General features: G+C 77.7%; 1 pseudogene. It reads right to left on the bottom strand.

From position 1 onward, the window contains the following. Nucleotides 1–291 (bottom strand): annotated as a pseudogene (locus tag ACLBX8_RS32080) (flagellar basal body P-ring formation chaperone FlgA); the annotation flags it as partial.

Here is a 291-nt window from a genome sequence, read left to right as displayed (position 1 = left end):
CGCGCCCTCGACGAGATCGGCGAGCGTCAGGACGTCGCCGCGGGCGGTGCCGTCGCCGCGCAGCCGCAGGCCCTCCGCCCGCGCCATGGCCGGGATCGCCAGGGCGCCGAGGGCCGCGAAGGTGAGGAAGGCCAGCAGCGCGCGCAGGATGACGGCGGCGCCGAGGGGCATCACCCGCCGCGGGACGCGCCGCACGATCGGGCTGATGTCGCCCCCGGCCCCCGCGGCGATGCGGGGCAGGTCGAGGGTCCCGAAGTCGGGATCGAGCGGGCCGGGATGTATGCCGGCATA

Source organism: Methylobacterium sp. D48H, from assembly GCF_053345715.1.
The sequence above is the reverse complement of the archived record's forward strand: the minus strand, read 5'-3'. Positions and strand labels throughout refer to the sequence as shown.